General features: G+C 69.0%; 15 protein-coding genes. 2 read left to right on the top strand and 13 right to left on the bottom strand.

Annotated elements, in window-relative coordinates; translation table 11 throughout:
• The first annotated feature begins 76 nt into the window (after positions 1–76).
• Positions 77–874 (top strand): NAD(P)H-dependent oxidoreductase, encoded by a 798-nt coding sequence (locus tag AC3A6R_RS02575; RefSeq protein ID WP_487863689.1) that lies wholly within the window; start codon positions 77–79, stop codon positions 872–874.
• Here the strand turns inward: AC3A6R_RS02575 and AC3A6R_RS02570 are convergent.
• From AC3A6R_RS02570 to AC3A6R_RS02545, 6 genes are all read right to left on the bottom strand, one after another.
• A complete protein-coding gene (locus tag AC3A6R_RS02570) occupies positions 861–1,829 on the bottom strand; it encodes a Bug family tripartite tricarboxylate transporter substrate binding protein (RefSeq protein ID WP_487858748.1) in 969 nt (322 codons plus the stop codon). The two genes, AC3A6R_RS02575 and AC3A6R_RS02570, sit on opposite strands and share 14 nt — an antisense overlap.
• A gap of 60 nt (positions 1,830–1,889) precedes the next feature.
• On the bottom strand, positions 1,890–2,267 hold the full coding sequence (locus tag AC3A6R_RS02565; RefSeq protein ID WP_487863688.1) for an AtuA-related protein: 378 nt from the start codon (positions 2,265–2,267) through the stop codon (positions 1,890–1,892).
• Positions 2,264–3,652: an acyclic terpene utilization AtuA family protein gene (locus AC3A6R_RS02560; protein ID WP_487863687.1), complete on the bottom strand. Its 1,389-nt coding sequence runs from the start codon at positions 3,650–3,652 to the stop codon at positions 2,264–2,266. Before AC3A6R_RS02560 ends, AC3A6R_RS02565 begins: the two co-directional genes overlap by 4 nt.
• A gap of 150 nt (positions 3,653–3,802) precedes the next feature.
• Positions 3,803–4,183, bottom strand: a complete 381-nt coding sequence (locus tag AC3A6R_RS02555) for a helicase SNF2 (protein WP_487858745.1) — start codon at positions 4,181–4,183, stop codon at positions 3,803–3,805.
• A 243-nt stretch (positions 4,184–4,426) separates the two neighbouring features.
• The gene (locus AC3A6R_RS02550; RefSeq protein WP_487863686.1) at positions 4,427–5,785 is read right to left on the bottom strand and encodes a homoserine dehydrogenase; all 1,359 of its coding nucleotides are present in this window, start codon (positions 5,783–5,785) and stop codon (positions 4,427–4,429) included.
• 109 nt (positions 5,786–5,894) lie between these two features.
• On the bottom strand, positions 5,895–6,038 hold the full coding sequence (locus tag AC3A6R_RS02545) for a hypothetical protein (protein WP_487858743.1): 144 nt from the start codon (positions 6,036–6,038) through the stop codon (positions 5,895–5,897).
• A 136-nt stretch (positions 6,039–6,174) separates the two neighbouring features.
• On the opposite strand from AC3A6R_RS02545, the gene AC3A6R_RS02540 reads away from it, so the two are divergent.
• The gene (locus AC3A6R_RS02540; RefSeq protein ID WP_487858742.1) at positions 6,175–6,579 is read left to right on the top strand and encodes a hypothetical protein; all 405 of its coding nucleotides are present in this window, start codon (positions 6,175–6,177) and stop codon (positions 6,577–6,579) included.
• Between the two features lie 10 nt (positions 6,580–6,589).
• Here AC3A6R_RS02540 and AC3A6R_RS02535 read toward each other — a convergent pair whose 3' ends face one another.
• The 7 genes from AC3A6R_RS02535 to AC3A6R_RS02505 form a co-directional block, all read right to left on the bottom strand.
• A complete protein-coding gene (locus AC3A6R_RS02535; protein ID WP_487863685.1) occupies positions 6,590–8,287 on the bottom strand; it encodes a cation:proton antiporter domain-containing protein in 1,698 nt (565 codons plus the stop codon).
• A 52-nt stretch (positions 8,288–8,339) separates the two neighbouring features.
• The gene (locus AC3A6R_RS02530; protein ID WP_487858740.1) at positions 8,340–9,671 is read right to left on the bottom strand and encodes a dicarboxylate/amino acid:cation symporter; all 1,332 of its coding nucleotides are present in this window, start codon (positions 9,669–9,671) and stop codon (positions 8,340–8,342) included.
• An 81-nt stretch (positions 9,672–9,752) separates the two neighbouring features.
• Positions 9,753–10,490, bottom strand: a complete 738-nt coding sequence (gene phbB, locus AC3A6R_RS02525; protein ID WP_021006768.1) for an acetoacetyl-CoA reductase — start codon at positions 10,488–10,490, stop codon at positions 9,753–9,755.
• Positions 10,491–10,689: 199 nt separating this feature from the next.
• Positions 10,690–11,697, bottom strand: a complete 1,008-nt coding sequence (locus tag AC3A6R_RS02520; protein WP_487863684.1) for a tripartite tricarboxylate transporter substrate-binding protein — start codon at positions 11,695–11,697, stop codon at positions 10,690–10,692.
• A 38-nt stretch (positions 11,698–11,735) separates the two neighbouring features.
• Positions 11,736–12,587, bottom strand: coding sequence for an HpcH/HpaI aldolase/citrate lyase family protein (locus tag AC3A6R_RS02515; RefSeq protein WP_487863897.1), 852 nt, complete (start codon positions 12,585–12,587; stop codon positions 11,736–11,738).
• Positions 12,588–12,589: 2 nt separating this feature from the next.
• Positions 12,590–13,771 carry a CaiB/BaiF CoA transferase family protein gene (locus AC3A6R_RS02510; RefSeq protein WP_487858737.1) on the bottom strand — a complete coding sequence of 394 codons (1,182 nt, stop codon included), beginning with the start codon at positions 13,769–13,771 and terminating at the stop codon, positions 12,590–12,592.
• 17 nt (positions 13,772–13,788) lie between these two features.
• Positions 13,789–14,700 carry an HTD2 family dehydratase gene (locus AC3A6R_RS02505; RefSeq protein ID WP_487863683.1) on the bottom strand — a complete coding sequence of 304 codons (912 nt, stop codon included), beginning with the start codon at positions 14,698–14,700 and terminating at the stop codon, positions 13,789–13,791.
• Positions 14,701–14,703: the final 3 nt, after the last annotated feature.

The following is a 14,703-nucleotide window of genomic DNA, read 5'->3' as shown; positions in this document are numbered from 1 at the left end:
GATTTGAACTATTCATTTCCAATATACCGCCCGCATGCCTAACCTGAGGGCATCAACACCTGGCCCTCTCGAACAGATGAACATCCTCCTAGTCCTCGCCCACCCCGAATCCACCTCGCTCAACGGCTCGCTACACCGCTTCATGCGCGAACGCCTTCGCGACACCGGCCACTCGGTGCAAGTGTCCGATCTCTACGCCATGCGCTGGAAGCCTGCGCTCGATGCCGACGATTTCCCCGCGCGCGGGCCGGCCGAACCCTTCAGCCCCGAACGCGATTCATTGCACGCCTTCGCGTCGGGCACGCAGGCCGACGACATCGCTGCCGAGCAACAGAAGCTGCTTTGGGCCGACGCGGTGATCCTGCAGTTCCCGCTCTGGTGGTATTCGATGCCGGCCATCCTCAAGGGCTGGGTCGAGCGCATCTACGCCTATGGCTTTGCCTACGGCGTAGGCGAGCATTCCGAAACGCACTGGGGCGACCGATTCGGCGAAGGCACCTTGGCCGGCAAGCGCGCGATGCTGGTCGTCACGACCGGCGGATGGGCTTCGCACTACGGTCCGCGCGGCATCAACGGGCCCATGGACGACCTGCTGTTTCCGATCCAGCACGGCATCCTCTACTACCCCGGCTTCGAGGTGCTGCCGCCCTATGTGGTGCACCGCACCGGCAAGGTCGACGATGCCGCTTACGCGCGCATCAAGGCGGAATTGGGCGAGCGGCTCGACACCCTCTTCAGCGCCGCGCCGATCCCGTTCCGCCGCCAGAACCATGGCGACTACGAGATTCCCGCGCTCACGCTGCGGCCCGACATTGCGCCGGGCCGTTCGGGGTTCGGCGTGCATCTCGCCGAACAGGGGCTCATTCGGCGGTGATGCCCGCAGCCTTCACGATGCGGCCCCACTTCTGCGATTCGCTGGCCTGGAACTTTGCGAGTTCTTCGGGCGAGGTGGTGAACACCTCGGTGCCGGTGGGACCGTAGAACGCCGTCTTTGCCGACTCGCTCCGGACGGCCTTCACGAGCAGTTCGTTCAACCGCTTGACGACGGCCGGCGGCGTGTTGGCGGGCGTATAGGCCGCGAACCAGTAGCCCATCTCGTAGCCCTTCACGCCGGCTTCGGCAATGGTGGGTACGTCGGGCGCGAGCGGCGAGCGCGCCGCGCTCGACACGCCGAGCGCGCGCAGCTTGCCGGCCTTGACCTGCGGCAGGCCCGTGGCCGCGTCGGTGATCATCATGTGGATCTGCCCGCCGAGCAGGTCCGTGACGGCGAGCGTGTTGCTCTTGTAAGGCACGTGCAGCAGCTGGATGTCGGCCATTTGCTGGAGCAGTTCGCCGGCCATCCGGCTCGACGAACTGCCGCTGCCGAAGCTGTACTTGCCGGGCTCCTTCTTGGCGAGCGCGATGAACTCGGCCACGCTCTTGGCCGGGAACGTGGGGCCCACCACCATGATCTGGCCACCCTTGCCGAGCCCCGACACGGGCGCGAAATCCTTCACCGGGTCGTAGGGCAGTTTCTTGAACAGGTGCTCGTTGGCGGCATGCGTCGTGTTCGTGGTGATCAGCACCGTGTAGCCGTCGGCCGGCGCCTTGGCGACTTGCTGCGACGCGATGAAACCGCTCGCGCCAGCCTTGTTGTCGATCACGACCGCCTGCTTGGTTTCGGCCGTGATGCTGTTGCCCAGCGCACGCGCGATCTGGTCGGTGGCGGTGCCGGCCGCAAAGGGCACGACGAAGGTGATCGGTTTCTCGGGGAAGGCCTGTTGCGCGTGGGCGAGCAGCGGTGCGAGCGCGAGTGCGGCCGCAGAGAGGGTCAGGGAACGTCTTTTCATTGGGTGTTGTCTCCGGATGGATGGGTCGTTGAAAAATCGGAAAGCAAAAGGGGTCGGCCGCTAAGGCCCGGCAAGCAACGGCTCGAGCGCGCGCGGCATCCGCACGGGCATGTCGAGCAGCAGGAACGCAAGTGCCTTGCCGTGCGCATCGAGGTTCAGCGCGTCGTTGACGCCGCCGTCGAGCACCGCGTCGAGCACGAAGTTCATGGCATGCAGCCGAGGCAGGAGAAAGCGCTGCACACGCGCCGGCGCGCGATGCCTGAACTGCGCCGCCACGCGCTCGGGCGTGAGCTGCTCGGCCAGCACGGGATAGAGCGCCGGATGCCAGGCGATCACGCTGATGTTGGAGCGGTCGCCCTTGTCGCCGGTGCGGCCATGCGCGGCGCGGTAGAGCGGCACGTCGATGGTGCCGGTGTCGGCATTGGCGTTGGTGTTCATCCGAGCTCCTTCGCGCCGAGCAGTTCGAAGCGCACCGGCACCGCGTCCCGCGGCACCAGGCACGACAGGGTATTGAGGCGCGGCGTGAGCGCGGTGCGCACGCCGCCGCCGCCCGCGGGCCCGCAGGTGTAGAGCGCCATCACCTCGCGCGCGAGCCGCTCGGCCTGTGCACGCTCGGCATGCGCCGCCGCCACGCGCAGGCGCACGTCGCGCAGCCCGGCATCAGGTGTGTCGGCGAGCATGCGTCCGGCATCGTCGCCAAGGATGCTGAGCGCACCGATCAGGTCGACGCGCAGCGTGAGCCCGCCCAGGCGCGCGCGCAGCACCTCGGCCGCGAGACGGGCGCGGGCTTCTGCGCGCGGGCCGGCATAGGAGATTTCGCCCTCGGCGAGCCAGCCGCCTTCGTGGCAGACATTTACCTTGTAGTGGCTCGGTCGCGCATGCCCGCGCACGCCCGAGAGCGCCACGCGGCCGAGTGGCAGCGGCGCCACCTCGGCGTCGGCAATGTCGGCCATCACGTCGGGCGTGAGATAGGCGCTCGGGTCGTGCACTTCGTAGAGCAGCTGCTCCTTCACGGTAGCCTCGCTCACGAGGCCGCCGGTGCCATCGGCCTTGCCGATGGTGCAGTGGCCGTCGGCATCGATCTCGGCGATCGGAAAGCCCACGCGCTCGAGGTCCGGCACGTCCTTGAAGCCCGGGTCGGCGAAGTAGCCGCCGCAGACCTGCGCGCCGCATTCCAGCAGATGCCCCGCCATGGTGGCGCGGCCGAGCCGGTCCCAGTCGTCGGCGCGCCAGCCGAAGTACGACATGGCGGGCCCCACCGCGAGCGATGGATCGGCCACGCGGCCGCACACCACGATCTGCGCGCCGGCGTCGAGCGCGGCGGCGATCGGCTCGGCGCCGATGTAGGCGTTGGCACTGACGATGCGCAGCCCGTCGAGCTGCGCGCCGAGCGCGTCGTGCAGCAGCGTACGCTGCGCGGGGCCCGAAAGATCGTCGCCCTCCACCACCGCGATGCGCGGTGCGTCGGCGCCGAGTTCGCGCGCCATGCGGGCGATGTGCCGGGCCGCGGCGCGCGGATTGGCCGCGCCGAAGTTGCTCACGATGCGGATGCCGTGCGCAAGGCAGCGCGCCAGCACGGGCCGCAGCATGGCGTCGAGCAGCGGCTCGTAACCGGCTTCGGGATCGTCGCGCCGGCGCAGTTGCGCAAGCGCGAGCGTGCGCTCGGCCAGCGTTTCGAAGATCAGGAAGGCGCGCTGCTGCGCAGGACCTGCCCGCAGCCGCGCGATCAGCGTGTCGACCACCGGCCCCGCGGCATCGGTGCGGTCGCCGGAAAAACCGGCCGCGCAGCCGATCAGCAGGGGTGGCGGTGCATGAGCGTTCATCGAGGCCGACTGTAGGCAGCGGCCTTCGATCCGTGAAATTGAAAATTCAGATCAATTGATCTGCAATACAGATGAATCGCCATCCCGTCGGACGGGCCAATGAAAAAGCCCCGCTTTCGCGGGGCCTGATTCGCTGCGCAACCGCAGTGCTTACAGCGGCAGCGCTTCGCCACGCGCGGCAGCGCGGGCTGCGGCACGCACCACCGCGGGGTCGACCGCACCGGCGGCCACATAGGTCATGCCGGCGGATGCCGCTTCGGAAAAAGCGTCAGGGCTGTGCGCGGCGGCCACGGCTTCTGCACGGACCTGGTCACGGCTGCGCTGCGACACGGGCGACTGCGCCACGCTGGCATTCGCGCCTTCGGCGTACGGGTCGGCGCTGTGGGCAGCGGCGATGGCCTGGCTGGCCACGTCGGCACGGCTTTCGGCAGTGGTCAGGCGATGCACGCCTTCATAGGTTTCGGCATGGGCGGCACCGGTGGCGGCAACGAGGGCGACGGCGACGGCGGAGAGGAGCTTGGAGACGGTCATTTCGATTTCCTTGGTTCAATGGTTTCACTTCGGGACGTGTCGAACCGGTCTTGGGTGGGAAGCCGTCCTTTCGAAAGGACAGCCGCCGCGCTCGGGGGCCTTGTTCAGCCGGGCCAGCCTGGTGGCCGGTCCGTGGGATCAATTGTGCGCCGGCAACCCCCGTGGAAACCCTGTGCAAAAGGAACCGCGGCGTTCACGCCATGGAAACAATGCATGCGCTCACAAGCGGTCGCCAGGCGGGCCTCAGGCGGCCAGCTCCTCCACGCGCAGCGCGGTGGGTTCCCCTGCCACCGCCGGGTGCAATGCCAGCGCATGCGACACCAGGTCAAGCTCGCGCTGCGGCATCGGCTGCGTCACCACCAGCAGTTGCGGCGTGTCGGCGACCTCGGCCGCCGCCAGCCGGAGCTCGCGCACGGGCACCTGTCTCGCCGCCAGCCAGCCCGACAGCGCTTCGATTGCCTGGGCCTCGCGCAGTGGCACTCGCAGGTAGTGCGCCGTGCGCACCTCGGCACGCGGCAGCACCGGCAACGCGCGCATCGCGTGGGCATGAAAGCCCAGGTGCGGCACGCGCTGCGCCGCCCGCGTGCCATCGAGCCGCGCCGCGTCCACCAGGTCGGCGATCACGGCCGAGGCGGTCTGCTCCGAGCCCGCGCCGGCCCCGCAGTACAGGGTCGGGCCGGCCGCGTCGCCCTTGACCACCACCCCGTTCATCACGCCGTTCACATGCGCCATCGGATGCGAAGCGGGCACCAGCGCGGGCTGCACGCGCAGTTCGAGCCCCGCGTCGGCAAGGCGCGCCAGCGCCAGCAGCTTGATGCGGTAGCCCAACTGCTCGGCGCAGGCCATGTCGATGCGCTGCAGCGCCGTGATGCCCTGCACTTCCACGTCCGCCAGTTGCACGGCGCTGCCGAAGGCATTGGCCGCGAGCAGCGTGAGCTTGTGCGCGGCATCGATGCCCTCGATGTCGAAGGTCGGATCGGCCTCCGCGTAGCCGAGCGCCTGGGCCTCGGCGAGCGCGGCCGCGAAGTCGAGCCCGGCATCGCGCATCCGGCTCAGGATGAAGTTGGTGGTGCCGTTGACGATGCCCGCCACCCATTCGATGCGGTTGGCCGCAAGGCCCTCGCGCAGCGCCTTGACGATCGGGATGCTTCCCGCCACCGCGCCTTCGTAGGCCACTGCCACGCCCTGGCGCCGGGCGGCGGCGAAGATCTCGGCGCCATGTACCGCGAGCAGCGCCTTGTTGGCCGTGACCACGTGCTTGCCGTGCGCGATCGCGGCCAGCACCCAGTCGCGTGCCGCGCCCGTGCCGCCGGCCACTTCGACCACCACGTCGACCTCGGGATGCGTCGCGACGCGCAGCGCGTCGTCGGTGAGCGGCACCTCGCCGGCCACCGAAGCCGCACGCGCCAGGTTGCGCGCGGCCACCAGCACCAGTTCGATGGGCCGGCCTGCGCGGGCCGCGATCTCGGCCTGGTTGCGCAGCAGCACGCGCAGGGTGCCCGCGCCCACGGTGCCGATGCCGATCATCCCGACGCGCAGCGCGCGGATGGCCGCGGGGCGGCCGGGCAAGGACTCGAGAGACTGGACTGGATCGCGGTACATGGAAACCTCCGGATGAAAAACGAAAAACCCAGCTGCCAGAGCTGGGTTTCATTCATTCGGGGGAAGAGCGATACACCAGGTGGCTGCCGAAACGGCCACCTGCGCGTGCTCAGGTGGCCGCGGTGGTAATGGTGCGAATCATTCGTGCAGCAGCAGCGATCCCGGCCCCGCCGGTGCGCGCGAACGCGAACGGCAGCAGCGTGCGCGCCGAGGCGGCAGCGCAGGCGTTGGCAGAGATGAGATGGCACGACATGAGCGCCGCAGTGTACAGGAGCCCCGTGCCGAGCCCGCGCCCTGCCTTCGGCGATATGCGCAGCAGGCCTACAGCCCGGCGATGCAGCCCGGCCTACGCTTAAACCACAGAACTACATTGCCCAGGAGGCCGCACCATGAAGAACTTCGTCCTAGAACCCAGCATGCGGGCAGCCATCGGGGGCGCCTTCTATCCCTCGGGTTACTCGATGGTCATGTTTCCGGACTCGGAAGATGCGAACCGCATCGGCCACCGCCTCATCGAAAAAGGCGTGAGCGGCGACGAGATCTACCTGATCCCCGCCGAGACCGTGCTCACGGAGATCACGCCCACGGCGTCGGATTCGGACGACCCGCTGCCGTCCGCGGGCACCGATGCCGCGACCGTGCGCGCCTACACCAAGCTTGCCCGCGAAGGCCACACCGGTCTGCTCGTAAAGACGAAGAACGAAGAGGAAGCCAACCGCCTGATGGAAGAAGTGCGCACCGTGCCCTACTCCATCGCGCAACGCTACCGCATGCTGGTCATCGAGGATCTCTGAGCCGGGCGGCTCAGGCTGGCTGCGGGTCTGCACGCCGCACCACGTCGCGCGCCATGGCCTGGGCCAGTTCATGCTCCCCGAGAAAAACCGTGGCGGACGTTTCTTGCGACAGGAGCCGTGCCTCTTCCTCGTTGTGGCTGCGAACCACGGTCTCGATGGCGGGGTTCAGCGTGCGCGCCGTCTCCATCATCTGCCGCACGTTCATCGCGTCGGCCACGGCCACCACGAGCACGCGCGCCCTGGCGATGTGCGCCTGGATGAGCACCGCCGGATCGGCCGCGTCGCCCCACACGGCAGCCACGCCGGCCGCGCGCAGCTGGCCTACGAGTTCTCGGTTCTGCTCGGCCACCACGTAGGGAATGTCGTGCGCCGCCAGTTCGGCCGCGATGCGCCGGCCGACGCGGCCGTAGCCGACGAGCACAACCTGCCTCGACAGGAAGCGCGCCTCCGTGCTCATCGGCAGTTCGGCCAGCGGATGGTCACGCGCTTCGAGCCCGCGCACCAGCGCAAAGCGCCTGTGCAGCCATTCCTGCAGTGGCGCGATCAGGCTGAACCAGAGCGGGTTGGTGGCGATCGAGATCAGTGCGCCCGCCAGGATCAGGCTTTGCCCCTCGCTCGGCAGCAGGCCAAGCGAGAAGCCCAGCCCCGCGAGGATGAACGAGAACTCGCCGATCTGGGCCAAGCTCGCGCTGACCGTGAGCGCGGTGCCGAGCGGATAGCGCATCGCGAGCACCAGCGCGCAGGCGGCGAGCGACTTGCCGAGCACGATCACCGCCACCACCGCGAGCACCTGCAGGGGCCGCTCGAGGATCACCCACGGATCGAACAGCATGCCCACCGAGACGAAGAACAGCACCGCGAACGCATCGCGCAGCGGCAGCGATTCCTGCGCCGCGCGGTGGCTGAATTCGGATTCGCGCATCACCATGCCCGCGAAGAAGGCGCCGAGCGCGAACGACACGCCGAACAGTGCCGCCGAGGCGAAGGCGATGCTGACCGCGGCGGCGATCACGCACAGCGTGAACAGCTCGCGCGAGCCGGTGCGCGTGACCTGCCAGAGGATCCACGGAAACACCCGCCGCCCCACGACCAGCATCAGCGCGACGAAGCCGCCCACCTGCAGCAGCGTGAGCCCCAGCGTCTGCCACAGCGGATCGCCCGCGCCATCGCCGGCCTGGCCGCCCATCACGCCCGCCAGCGGCGGCAGCAGCACAAGCACCAGCACCATGGCGAGGTCCTCGACCACGAGCCAGCCCACGGCGATGCGGCCGGTGAACGAGTCGAGGATGCCCAGGCTCTCGAGCGCGCGCAGCAGTACCACCGTGCTCGCCACCGACAGCGCCAGCCCGAAGACCAGCGCCGCGCCCCACGACCAGCCCCACCAGAGCGCGAGCGCGCCGCCGAGCAGCGTGGCCACCGTGATCTGCGCCAGTGCGCCGGGCAGCGCGATGCGGCGCACCGCGAGCAGGTCGTCGAGCGAGAAATGAAGGCCCACGCCGAACATCAGCAGCATCACGCCGATCTCGGCCAGTTGCGCCGCGATGGCACCGTCGGCCACGAACCCCGGCGTGAACGGCCCGATGATCACGCCCGCGAGCAGGTAGCCCACCAGGGCCGGCAGGCGCAGCCGCGCCGCGATGAAGCCGAGGACGAGCGCGAGCCCGAGGCCGGCGGCGATGGTGCTGATCAGGGAGACGCTGTGGGGCATGCGGCGATTGTGCACAGCGCGGGCCCCGCCCCGCGGCGCCGGGGCTTTTGCACTAGGGCGCGATGCGGCCGGCGTCCAACGGCTCGGGCGCCGGGACAGCGACGCGGCCGCGACTCAGTTCGGCATCGAGCCGCTCGGTATCGAGCTCGTGCGTCCAGCGCGCCACCACGAGCGTGGCGACGCCGTTGCCGATCAGGTTGGTCAGGGCGCGCGCCTCCGACATGAAGCGGTCGATGCCGAGGATCAGCGCCAGCCCCGCCACCGGCACGTCGCCCACCACCGACAGCGTCGCCGCAAGCACGATGAAGCCGCTGCCGGTCACGCCAGCCGCGGCTTTCGAGGTGACGAGCAGCACCGCCAGCAGCGTCATTTCCTGGCCCAGCGACAACGGTGCGTTCGTGGCCTGGGCGATGAACACCGCCGCCATCGTCAGATAGATCGAGGTGCCGTCGAGGTTGAACGAATAGCCCGCCGGCAGCACGAGCCCCACCGACGCCTTGCTCGCGCCGAGCTTCTCCATCTTCTTCATCATGCGCGGCAGCACCGTCTCGGACGACGAGGTGCCGAGCACGATCAGCAGTTCTTCGCGAATGTAGCGGATGAGTTTCCAGATGCCGAAGCCGTGCAGCCGCGCGATCAGCCCCAGCACCACGAAGATGAACAGCAGGCACGCCAGGTAGAAGGTGCCGATGAGCTTGCCGAGCGAGAACAGGCTGTCCGCGCCGTACTTGCCGATGGTGAAGGCCATGGCGCCGAAGACGCCGATCGGCGCCAGCTTCATGATGTAGTCGACGATGCCGAACAGCACCTGCGAGCCCTTCTCGATCACGTCGAACACCAGCGTGCCGCGGCCGCCGAAGCGGTGCAGCGCAAAGCCGAACAGCAGCGCGATCAGCAACACCTGCAGGATCTCGCCCTTGGCGAAGGCATCGACCAACGTGGTCGGGATCACGTTGAGCAGAAAATCGACTGGCCCGGTCATCTTGCCCGGTCCGGCGACCGACGCCACAGCGGCCGCGTCGAGCGTGGCCGGATCGATGTTCATGCCCGCACCAGGGCGCAGCAGGTCGGACATCAGCAGCCCGAACACCAGCGCGATGGTGCTCACCACCTCGAAGTACAAGAGCGCGAGCCCGCCGGTGCGCCCCACCTTCTTCATGTCCTCCATGCCCGCGATGCCGACCACCACGGTGCAGAAGATGATCGGCGCGATGATCATCTTGATGAGCTTGATGAAGCCGTCGCCCAGTGGCTTCATCGCCTCGCCGAGCGCCGGATAAAAGTGCCCGAGCAGCACGCCGACGATCACCGCGGCAATCACCTGGACGTAGAGCGAACGGTAGAGCGCGGGCTTCGGGCCCGGCGCGAGGATCGTGTCAGCCATGGGTTCTCGTTGTCTCCGGGAGTAGCCAACGAAAAAACCCGCCGAAGCGGGTTTTCGTGGCGCAGGTGCCGAAGGGCACCGTCAGTGCATGTGCAGGCCGCCGTTGACCGAGAAGTCGGCCCCCGTCGAATAGCCGCCCTCGTCGGTGGCGAGCCACGAGATGATCGAGGCGATCTCGCTCGGCTCGCCGAGGCGCTTGACGGGAATCGTCGCGACGATCTTGTCGAGCACTTCCTGGCGGATGGCCTTGACCATGTCGGTGCCGATGTAGCCCGGGCTCACGGTGTTGACGGTAACGCCCTTGTTCGCGAGCTCCTGCGCCAGCGCCATCGTGAAGCCGTGCATGCCGGCCTTGGCGGCCGAATAGTTGGTCTGCCCGGCCTGGCCTTTGGCGCCGTTGACCGAGCTGATGTTGATAATGCGGCCCCAGCCCTTTTCGACCATGTCGCCGACCACCTGCTTGGTGACGTTGAACATGCTGTTGAGGTTGGTTTCGATCACCGCGCTCCAGTCCTCGGGCGTCATCTTGAGGAACATGCGGTCGCGCGTGATGCCAGCGTTGTTGACCAGCACGTCGATCGGGCCGTGCGCGGCCTTGGCGGCCGAGAAGGCCTCGACCGTGGACTGCCAGTCGCCGACGTTGCCGACCGATGCATGGAACTCGAAGCCGAGCGCTTTCTGTTCGGCCAGCCACTTGGCGTGGTCGCGCGTGGGGCCGCAGCCTGCGACGACCGTGAAGCCGTCCTTGTGGAGCCGCTGGCAGATGGCTGTTCCGATGCCACCCATGCCTCCGGTGACATATGCAACTTTCTTGCTCATGAGATTTCCTTGATGTGTGCGAAGCAAAAGCCTGAACGGCCGCCTTCACTCTAGCGAGTTTCAAGCCACCGAACTCTGAGGAAAACACTGAGCCTGGCTTGCAACCAGCTGTCACGGCGCGCCGCCTGCAACGATATTGCATCGCGGCTGCCGATTCATGCATAACCCGCCGCCGTCGAGGAAATCGAAAGTACGAAGATCAATCCGCCTTCACGCCTGCCGCCCGGATCACCTTGCCCCATTTCTCCGTCTCGGCAGCGAGGTGGCTGCGCAGCGATTCCGGCGTGACCTTGTCCATCGGCACGGCTTCGGTGCTGAGCTCGGCGAAACGGTGCTTGACCGCTTCGTCCTGCAGCGCGGCGCGCAGTGCCGTGTTGAGCTTTTCCATCACGGCCGGCGGCGTTCCCTTGGGCGCATACACGCCGTGCCACACCTTCACGTCGAAGCCCTTGAGGCCCTGCTCGTCGAGCGTGGGAATGTTCGGCATGCTGGACAGCCGCTTCGGCGTGGTCACGCCGAACACCTTCACGCGGTTGCCGTCCTTGATGACGGGCGCGGTCTGCGTGGTCTGGTCGCACAGCAGGTCGACCTGCCCGCCCATCACGTCGTTGAGCGCCGGGCCCGCGCCCTTGTAGGGCACGGTGGTCAGCTGCACGCCGACCTGGTGCGCGAACAGCATGCCGCACAGCTGCGACACCGCACCGATACCGGCATTGGCCAGCGTGACCTTGTCCTTGTTGGTTTTGACGTAGGCCAGCAGCTCCTGGAAGTTGTTGGCCGGAAAGTCCTTGCGCGACAGCAGCGTCATCGGCACGTCCATCACCTGGCCCACGTACTCGAAGTCCTTCAGCGGATCGTAGGCGAGCTTCTTGTAGAGCGCGGGCGCGGTGGCCATGCCCATGTGGTGGATCAGGATGGTGTAGCCGTTGGGCGCAGCCCTGGCCACCCGCGCAGGTGCGATCGTGCCGCCGGCGCCGACCGTGTTCTCGACCACCACGGTCTGGCCGAGCGACTTGCCCATCGGGATCGCGAGCATGCGCGCCACAACGTCGGTGGGCCCGCCGGCCGAGTACGGCACGACCAGCGTAACCGGCTTGTCGGGCCAGGCGGCCTGCGCGAGCGCCGGCCCGGCATGAAAGGCAAGAATGCAGGCGCTCGCCGAAGCGGCGAACAGGGCCTTGAGGTTCCGGGTCTTCATCGTCGTCATGGTGGTTGTCTCCTTCTTGTGAAATGGGGATCGGTGGTTCAGGCGTGCGCCATCCCGAGCAGGCGTTCGGCCAGGCGCAGCACGGGCGCATCGACCATGCGGCCGTCGAGGCTCGCGACGCCGCCGCCCGAGGCGCCCACGGCCTGCACCACGCGGCGCGCCCAGGCGAGCTCGTCGGCGCTCGGGCCGAGCCCCGCCTGCACCGGCGCGACCTGGTCGGGGTGGATGCAGAGCTTGGCGCCGAAGCCGCCGCGCCGGGCGCGTGCCGTGTCCGCGGCCAGCCGCGTCGCATCGCGCCAGTCGGCCGTGACGCCGTCGATCGGCGCAGCCAACCCGGCGCGGCGCGAGGCCAGCACCAGCGCAAGGCGCACCGGCACCAGCTCGGCCTCGTCGGCATCGCAGGCCAGACCGAGGTCGGCCTGGAAATCGAGATGGCCGAAGGCCAGCCGCAGCACCCGGGGCGCGGCGGCGATTTCATCGACCGCCGCGAGCCCCGCGGCCGACTCGACCAGCGGCACCAGCACGCCGCCGCCGCCAACCACCGCGGCCACACGCGCCAGGTCGGCTACGCGCTCGGCCTTGGGCACCAAGATGCCGGCCACGAGACCCTGCGCGGCCAATGCACCGGCCTGCGCGCAGTCGTCTTCGTGCCAGGGCGTGCCGGGCGCGTTGATACGCAGCAGCACACGCCCGCGGGCATCGGATACCAGCGCGGCGAGCGAAGCCGCAAGGCCGTCGCGCGCGGACGCCTTGCGCTCGGGCGCGACCGCATCCTCCAGGTCGACGATCACCGCGCCCGCACCTGCGGCCAGCGCACGCGCATGGCGCTCGGGACGGTCGGCCGGCACGAAGAGAAAAGTACGCGCCAGTGCGAGCGGCGCCGTGTTCAGGGTCACACCGCGCCCGCCTCGCGCAATGCCGCGATCTCGGCCTCGCCGCGGCCCAGGCTGCGCAGGATCGCTTCGGTGTGCTGGCCCACGGCCGGTATCGGGTCCATGCGGTAGTCGAAGGCACTCTGCCGCCCCGCCGGCAGCAGCGCCGGGATCTCGCCGGCCGGCGAGCCCACCTGGCGCCAGCGCTCGCGCGCCTGCAGTTGCGGATGGGCCCACAGCCCCGCCATCTCGTTCATGCGGGCATTGGCGATCTGCGCGGCATCGAGCCGCTCGACCACTTGCGCGGTGCCGAGCGACTCGAATACCGCCACGATGATCGCGCGCAGCGCCTCGCGGTTGTCGTTGCGGCGCGCGTTGCTGTCGAAGCGCGGGTCGCTCGCGAGCGCCGGCTGCAGCAGCACCTTCTCGCAGAACAGGCGCCACTCGCGCTCGTTCTGCAGGCCCAGCATCACCGTGCCGCCATCGCCCGCAGGAAACGGGCCGTAGGGATAGATGGTCGCGTGCGCGGCGGCGCTGCGCGGCGGCGGCGTCGCGCCTTCGTAGGCGTAGTACATCGGATAGCCCATCCACTCGGCGAGCGACTCGAGCATCGACACGTCGATGTGGGAACCCTCGCCGGTCCTGCCGCGCTGCAGTAGCGCCGCGAGGATGCCGGTGTAGGCGTACATGCCCGCCGCGATGTCGGCGATCGAATTGCCCGACTTGCAAGGATCGTCGGGCGTGCCGGTGACCGACAGGAAGCCCGCCTCGCTCTGGATCAGCAGGTCGTAGGCCTTCTTGTCGCGGTAGGGCCCGTCGTCGCCGTAGCCCGAGATGTCGCAGACGATGAGCCGCGGATGCCGTGCCCGCAGCGCCTCGGCGTCCAGGCCCATGCGCGCGGCCGCGCCGGGCGCCAGGTTCTGCACCAGCACGTCGGCGCCGGCGATCAGTTCCTGCAGCACCGCGAGCGCGGCGGGCTGCTTGAGATCGAGCGTGAGGCTCTCCTTCGAGCGATTGACCCAGACGAAATGCGAGGCCTGGCCGGCCACGCGCGCATCGTAGGCCCGCGCGAAGTCGCCGGCGCCCGGGCGCTCGACCTTGATGACGCGCGCGCCGAGGTCGGCGAGCTGGCGGGTGCAGAACGGCGCCGCGATGGCGTGTTCGAGCGAGACCACGGTGATGCCGTCGAGCGGTCTTGTCATGGGCTGGTTTCTCCGTGTCATTCGAGCACCGCCGTGGCCTGCATCGTGAGCCAGCCGTCGGCGTCCTCCCCCCACAACGCAAAGCGCTTGCCGTCCGCCTGCGCCGCGTCGGGCCTGCCGTGCACCCGGAACGGCGCGATGTCGAAGGTCGGGCGCACCGCGCGGAACTCGAAGCGCGCGAGCTGCGCGCCCGGCACATGGCGGCGCAGCAGGTCGACCAGCAGCGTGGCGATCAGCGGACCGTGCACGATCAGGCCCGGGTAGCCCTCGACCTCGGTGACGTAGCGGCGGTCGTAGTGGATGCGGTGGCCGTTGAAGGTGAGCGCCGAATAGCGGAACAGCAGCACGTCGTCGGGCACGATGTCGCGGCTGAAGGCGGTGTCCCGGGGCGCGGGTTTGGGCGGCGGAACCGGCTCGCCGGGTTCGGCCGCGGCGCGGTAGACGATGTCGTGCTCCTCGGTCAGCGCCAGGCCGCGCGCGTTGTGTACCTCGTGGCGCACGAGCACAAACACCAGCGCCCCCGTGCGGCCCGCCTTGTGCGTGACCGAGACGATGCGCGAACGGCGCTCGGCCCGGTCGCCGACGCGCAGCGGGTTGCCGGCTTCCCACGCCAGCCGGCCGCCTGCCCACATGCGGCGCGGCAGCGGCACCGGCGGCAGGAAGCCGCCGCGCCGGGCGTGGCCGTCGTCGCCGAGCTCCGACTGGCGATGATGCGGCAGGAAGTAGAGCCAATGCCAGAGCGCGGGCAACGGCGTGCCAGCCGACGGCGGCGGGTCGTCGCGGTCGAGCGTGGCACAGAGCGCGCGAACAGGCGCGGCGGTGATCTCGTCGGCGAGCGTTTCGCTGCGGCCCTCCCAGGCCTGGAGCGTTGCGAGCGTCTCGGCGTCGATCGATGCAGTGGGGTTGTTGTCGTGGTTCGAACGAGGCATGGC

It is taken from the genome of Variovorax sp. Soil_C_19, from assembly GCF_057657255.1.
Note: the sequence above shows the minus strand (reverse complement) of the source record. Positions and strands in the feature narration are given on the sequence as shown.